At 68.7% G+C, this 6,267-nt stretch carries 5 protein-coding genes; all 5 read right to left on the minus strand.

From position 1 onward, the window contains the following. Positions 1-16: 16 nt before the first annotated feature. Positions 17-1,834, minus strand: coding sequence for a CocE/NonD family hydrolase (locus tag B7L92_RS00895; protein WP_368656226.1), 1,818 nt, complete (start codon positions 1,832-1,834; stop codon positions 17-19). Next, the gene (gene arfA / locus B7L92_RS00900; RefSeq protein ID WP_081235588.1) at positions 1,810-3,309 is read right to left on the minus strand and encodes an arabinosylfuranosidase ArfA; all 1,500 of its coding nucleotides are present in this window, start codon (positions 3,307-3,309) and stop codon (positions 1,810-1,812) included. Before arfA ends, B7L92_RS00895 begins: the two co-directional genes overlap by 25 nt. Positions 3,310-3,443: 134 nt before the next feature. Beyond that, positions 3,444-4,337 carry a carbohydrate ABC transporter permease gene (locus tag B7L92_RS00905; protein WP_081235589.1) on the minus strand — a complete coding sequence of 298 codons (894 nt, stop codon included), beginning with the start codon at positions 4,335-4,337 and terminating at the stop codon, positions 3,444-3,446. Continuing rightward, on the minus strand, positions 4,337-5,227 hold the full coding sequence (locus B7L92_RS00910) for a carbohydrate ABC transporter permease (RefSeq protein WP_255310701.1): 891 nt from the start codon (positions 5,225-5,227) through the stop codon (positions 4,337-4,339). Before B7L92_RS00910 ends, B7L92_RS00905 begins: the two co-directional genes overlap by 1 nt. A gap of 142 nt (positions 5,228-5,369) precedes the next feature. Then, positions 5,370-6,267, minus strand: an 898-nt coding sequence (locus B7L92_RS00915) for an extracellular solute-binding protein (RefSeq protein ID WP_081235591.1), incomplete at its 5' end; no start/stop codon positions are given.

Here is a 6,267-nt window from a genome sequence, read left to right on the forward strand (position 1 = left end):
CGTGTTCCGGTCGGCCTCATCGCGGTGCTGCCGTCACGACCTGGAGGACGAGGCGGCTCGGACGGGCAGCGCCATGACGGATCGTGTGTTCCGCCGTGGTGGGCTCCGTGGTCTCCCCGGCCGGATCGAAGGCATTGCGTCCGACGTCCCAGCGGGGTGACGAACTCGGTGCGATGTCGACGCGCACCCGGTGGCCCGGCAGGAACGTGTGCGCTGTCGACCAGAGGTCCACGACGAACTCCTGCTCCCGGTCCGGCTCGACCGGCCGTCTGTCGCCCAGGCCCGTGACCGGGTCGACGGACCGCGCCGACCCCCGCTGCACGCCGTCGGTGACGACGCGGCTGCTGCCGTCCGGGCGCTCGTCGCACAGCCGCACGACCACGTCCGCGTCCGTTCCCGTGGTCGCGAGGTGGACGACGGCATGGACCGCGCCCATCACCGTGAGTTCCTCGGCGAGCGGCACGGTGCGCCACGAGACCACGTCCTGCCGCGCCTCGATCGCCGTCTGGTCGGCGGGCCCCGCCTCGAACGGCGGGAAGAGGAGGACCGCACCGCCGCACGTCGGCACCGGGGATGCCGGATCGCTGGTCAGCCGCCGTTCACCGCTCTCGGCCGGCTCGGTCGCGAGCGTTCCCCCGGTGTTCAGGTACAGCTCGAGCGTCCGCGTGTCGCACGGCGGGAACTCGTCCGGTTCGAGCCACCGGTTCGAGCCCATCAGGAACACGCGCACCGGCGGCATGTCCGCCGCACCCGCGCGCAGGGCGGTGTCGAACCACCGCACGTGCTGCGCGGTGAGGTCTCCCCCGCCGCCGAGATCGTCGGCGGAGGCACCCGACCCGAAGTCCACACCGGCTGTCCGGCCCGACATGTTGTCATGCGTCCAGGGGCCGACCAGAAGACGAGGAACCGGCCCGCCGGTGTCCTTCGCGCGGCGCAGCAGCCGCCGGTAGATCTCCAGGGTCGATCCCAGGAAGACGTCGAACCACCCGCCGATCAGGAAGACCGGAATGTCGATCGCATCGATCCGGTCGACGATCTTCCCGTCGCGGTGACGCGCCGACCCGAGCGGTTCCCGCAACCGGTCCAGACCCCACCCGACGATCGTCTCGGCGTCCCATCCGGTGTGCGGGGTTCCGGCCCGGAACGCGTCGCGGGTCGCGATCGCCCGCTCGGTCGCTTGCCACCGCTTCCGCTCGGCCTCCCGTTCGCGGGCGGAGCCGTTGCGCGTGATCATGTCCGGGGCGATCGCGTAGTGCGTCCACGCGAGGGTGCTGCCGATCTCCGGCACCCCACCGCGGAACCGGAAACCGTCGAGCGCCGACATCGCCGGCGTCATGGCGGGAGCGATCGCCCGCAGAGCCGGGGCGCCTCCCAGAAGGGCGCTGAACTGGGTGTCCGAGGCATAGGACGCGCCCCACATCCCGACGGTGCCGGTGCATTCGGGACGTGCCGCGAGCCAGGCCACGGCGTCGGCGCCGTCGGCCACCTCCTGCGCACAGGGGTCGAAGACGCCTTCGGAGCCGAAGCGGCCCCGTACGTCCTGGAGCGCGACGAGGTAACCGGCGGCGACGAGGCGCCCGACGTCGAGCATCCCGTCGTGTTCCTCACGGGTCACGTCATAGGGATGGCGGGTCAGCAGGGCCGGCCACGGCCCGGTCCCGTGCGGAACCAGCAGGACGGTCCGAAGCCGTGTTCCATCGCGCAACGCGCAGGTCGCCTCGCGGCGCTCGGCGACCGGGTCCGGCGGTTCACGGGCCGGGGCGCCGCGCCGGAGGGGAACCGGCTCCCGAACGGGGCTCGTGCCGTCGCTCACCGGAGAGCGACCGCCGTCCACGACGTCGGCGGCAGTTCGATGGTGAGCAGGCCGTCGGCGAGTGCCGCGCCGGCGTTCGCGGCCGGGGTCACCCGGTCCTGCCGGGTGAGCGTGTTCTTCGCGTACACGTCGGAGTCGGCGAGCGTGACCGCCTCGGTGATGCGCGAGGAGCCGAAGCTGCGCACGTCTATCGTGACCTGCGCGGCCTCCGCCAGGTCGCGGTTGACGAGGAAGACCGCGGCCCGGTCCTCGTCGACGGTCGCGACGGCGTCGACGACGGACGCCTCTCCGTAGCGCGCCGTGTCGTACGTCGGCGCCTTGATCAGGGGGCGGATCACCTCGCCGGAGGCGAGCCGGCTCGTGATCGAGAACGGGTAGAAGGTCGTCTGGCGCCAGGCCGGGCCACCGGGCTCGGTCATGATCGGAGCGATCACGTTGACGAGCTGCGCGAGGGATGCCGAGGTGACGCGGTCGCTGCGGCGCAGGAGCGTCATCAGCAGGTTGCCGACGACGACGGCGTCCGCCACCGTGTAGGTGTCCTCCAGGAGCCGGGGGGCGTGGCGCCACTCGTCGTGGGTCTCCTCGGACTCCTGGTGCTCCTTGAGGTACCAGACGTTCCACTCGTCGAAGGAGACGTTGATCTTCTTGCGGGAGCGTTTCTTGTGCCCCACGTGGTCGGCAGTCGCGACGACGGTGTCGATGAAGTAGTCCATGTCGATCGCCGAGGCGAGGAAGGAGCCGAGGTCGCCGTCGTGCTCCTGGTAGTACGCGTGGCACGAGACGTAGTCGACGTGGTCGTAGCTGTGCTCGAGTACGGTGCGCTCCCAGTCGCCGAACGTGGGCATCGTGGATCCGGAGGAACCGCAGACGACGAGTTCGAGGTCCTTGTCGGCCCTCTTCATCGCGGCGGCGGTGCGGGCGGCCAGCTTGCCGTAGTCGTCCGCCGTCATGAATCCGGTCTGCCAGGGACCGTCCATCTCGTTGCCGAGGCACCACATGCGCACGTTGTGCGGTTCCGGTGTGCCGTTGGCGATGCGCAGGTCCGACAGCGCCGTGCCGGACGGGTGGTTGGCGTACTCGAGCAGGTCCAGGGCGGGCAGGATGCCTCGGGTGGCCACGTTGACCGCCAGCATCAGCTCGGAGTCGGTGAGCTTGAGCCATCTGGTGAACTCGTCGAGGCCGACCTGGTTCGATTCGAGCGAGCGCCAGGCGAGGTCGCGGCGTACCGGGCGTTCTTCGCGTGGGCCGACGGAGTCCTCCCAGCGGAACCCGGAGACGAAGTTGCCGCCCGGGTAGCGGATGGTCGTGCTGCCGAGTTCCCTGACGAGTTCGACGACGTCCATGCGGAATCCGTCGTCGTTCGCGCTCGGGTGTCCGGGCTCGTAGAGCCCGGTGTACACGCAGCGGCCGAGGTGCTCGACGAACGAGCCGAAGGTGCGGCGCCGGACAGGAGCGATGACGGCCTGCCTGTCGAGTTCGATGTGGGCGCGGGGCAATGCGGCGGTCCTTTCCGGGGGATGGCACGGGGGTGTCACGGGCTGGGCGGTGCCGTCGGTCAGTGGCCCGCCCCTGCCGAGAGGCACGACAGGGGCGGGCGTGGGACGGTCCGGTTCAGGTCCTGGTACCGGTGTCAGCCCTTCACGGCGCCGGTGAGGCCGCCGACGATGCGTTTTTCGAAGACCGAGAAGAAGATCAGTGCGGGCAGCATGGCGAGTGAGGTGAAGGCGAGGACCTTCGCGGTGTCCGTGGAGTACTGCGAGGAGAACACCTGGACGCCGAGCGGCAGGGTGTAGTTCGCCTGCGAGTTGAGGACGTACAGGGGCAGGAGGTAGTTGTTCCAGCTGCCGACGAATCCGAGGATGCCGACGGTGACCACACCGGGCAGCGACAGCGGGACCACCATGCGGAAGAAGAATCCGAGTCGGCTCATGCCGTCGATCGCGGCGGCCTCCTCGATCTCGTTCGGGATGGCTCTGAGGAACGGCACGAGGATGATGACGGTCGTCGGCAGGCCGAAGGCGATCTGCGGGATGATCACGCCGAGCAGGTTGTCGACGAGGCCGAGGTCCTTGATGACGAGGTACAGCGGAGTGATCGCGATGACCATCGGGAACATCAGGCCCGCGGCGAACAGGGAGTACATCGCGCCCTTGAGTCTGAAGTCGTAGCGTGCGATCACGAAGCTCACCATCAGACCGAGGGCGACGATGCCGACGGTACTGGTGATCGCGACGACGAGGGAGTTGGCGAACTCGCCCCAGAACACCGTCGACTTCAGGATGTCGATGTAGTTGCCGACCACCCAGGGGCGCGGCAGGGCGGCCGGTTCCGTGGTGATCTGCGAGTTGGTGCGGAATCCGCCGAGCACGATGTAGAGCACCGGTGCGATGCAGACGCCGACGAAGAGCAGCGCGATGAAGTAGGTGACGGGGCTGCCCCACTTCTGCGGCCTGTCGCGGCGGCCGGTGGGTGCCTTCGGCTCCGGCGCGGGGAACATCCGGGAGGTGGTGGTCGTCGCGCCCATCACACGGTCCCTTCGGTGACGGCGCCCCTGAGGTCGCGGCGCAGGACGAAGCGCTGGTAGATCAGCGCGACGATGAGCGAGATCACGAACATCACGACCGCGACGGCGCTGCCGTAGCCGTAGTTGCCCGCGTTGCGGCCCTGGGCGAGCATGTAGATCGCCATGGTCGAGGTGCCCGCGGTGCCCGAGACGTACTGGCCCCAGATGATGTAGACGAGGTCGAACAACTGCAGCGAGCCGATGATCGACAGGAAGGCCCAGATGCGGATCGTCGGTCCCAGCAGCGGCAACGTGATGCGGCGCTGGATCTGCCAGTAGGAGGCGCCGTCGATCTGCGCGGCTTCGAAGATCTCGTCGGGGATCGACTGCAGGCCGGCGAGCATCAGGATCACCGCGAAGCCGATGTACTTCCACGTGATGATGGCCATCAGCGTCCAGATGGCCAGGTCCGGGTCGGCGATCCAGTCGGCGCCCAGGGAGCCCAGGCCGATCCGGTGCAGCAGGTCGTTGACGGCTCCGTTGCTCTGAAGCACCAGGCTCCAGCCGGTGCCGACGATGACCTCGGAAATGATGTAGGGCACGAAGATCAGGACGCGGATGGTCGAGCGGCCTCGGATCTTCTGGTTGAGCAGGAGCGCGAGGACGATCGCCAGTGGCCCCTGGATGACCAGTGAGAGCACCAGGATCAGGCCGTTGTGCCCCAGGACGTCGTGGAACGCCGGGTCGGTGAGGATCAACTTGTAGTTGTTCAGGCCGACCCAGTCGGTGGGCTCTCCGTAGCCTTTCCACTGGTAGAAGCCGTAGTACGCGGCGAGCGCGACCGGGAAGATCACGAACGCCAGGAACATGATGATCGCCGGTGCGGACAGGACCGCGATCTCCAGTCGCATCCTGGCACGGCCTCGGCGGTGCGCCTCCGCTCGCGGCGGAGCCGGGGGCACGGACGTGGCCGTGTCCCCGGCTCCGGGCGTGCCCTGCGACTGGCGGCCGCCGGCCGTGTCAGTGCCCAGGGTGTCGCTCATGTCTGCTTACTCAGCCCTTCTCGGCGGCAGCTTTGACGTCCTTGACGATGTCGGCGGCGGAGCCCTTGCCGGCCATCAGGTTCACGACGGCGATGTTCATGGCGTTGCCGACGTTCTGGCCGTACACGGTGTCGAGGAACTGCATCGAGTAGGCGGCCTCGTTGAAGGCCTGCAGCGCCGAGATGTTGTAGGGCTCGGTGACGACCCCCTGGGCTTCCTTGTTCACCGGGATGGTGTCGAAGGCTTCGGCGTAGGCCTCCTGCTGCTCCTTGGTCACGACGAACCGGAGGAAGCCCAGGGCCTCCTTCGGTGCGTTCCTGGAGAGCGAGTATCCGCCGGCGCCGCCCATGATGGCGGTCGGGTCGCCCTTGCCGCCGGGCACGGCGGGGAAGGGGAACCAGCCCAGGTCGGGGAGCGGCTTCTTGTCCGGGGTCAGATCGGCGATCACACCGGGGTTCCAGTTGCCCATGAGCTCCATGGCCGCCTTGTGGTTGGCGATCATGCCCGCCGAGGACCCGGCACCCTGCTGCGACGTCGCCGTCAGGAAACCCTTCTGGAAGGGTTCGGTCCCCAAGAGTTCAGCGAGGTCTTCGCCGGCCTCGGTCCAGCACGGGTCGTCGAACGTGAGCGACTTGGCGGCCTCCTGCATGGTCTCCTGGCTGCACTCGCGCAGGGCGAGGTTGTAGTACCAGTGCGCGGCCGGCCAGGCGTCCTTGGCGCCGACCGCGATCGGCGCGACCTTGATCGCCTTCAGCTTCGCGACGGCGTCCTTGAGCTCGTCCATCGTCGTCGGCGGCGAGGTGACGCCGGCCTTCTCGAACAGGTCCTTGCTGTAGTAGATGCCCTCGGGCTGCGTGTCGAGCGGCATCGCGTAGACCTTGCCGTCGATCGAGACGCCCTCGAGGGCG

The organism is Streptomyces viridosporus (genome assembly GCF_002078235.1).
Classification (GTDB): domain Bacteria; phylum Actinomycetota; class Actinomycetes; order Streptomycetales; family Streptomycetaceae; genus Streptomyces; species Streptomyces viridosporus.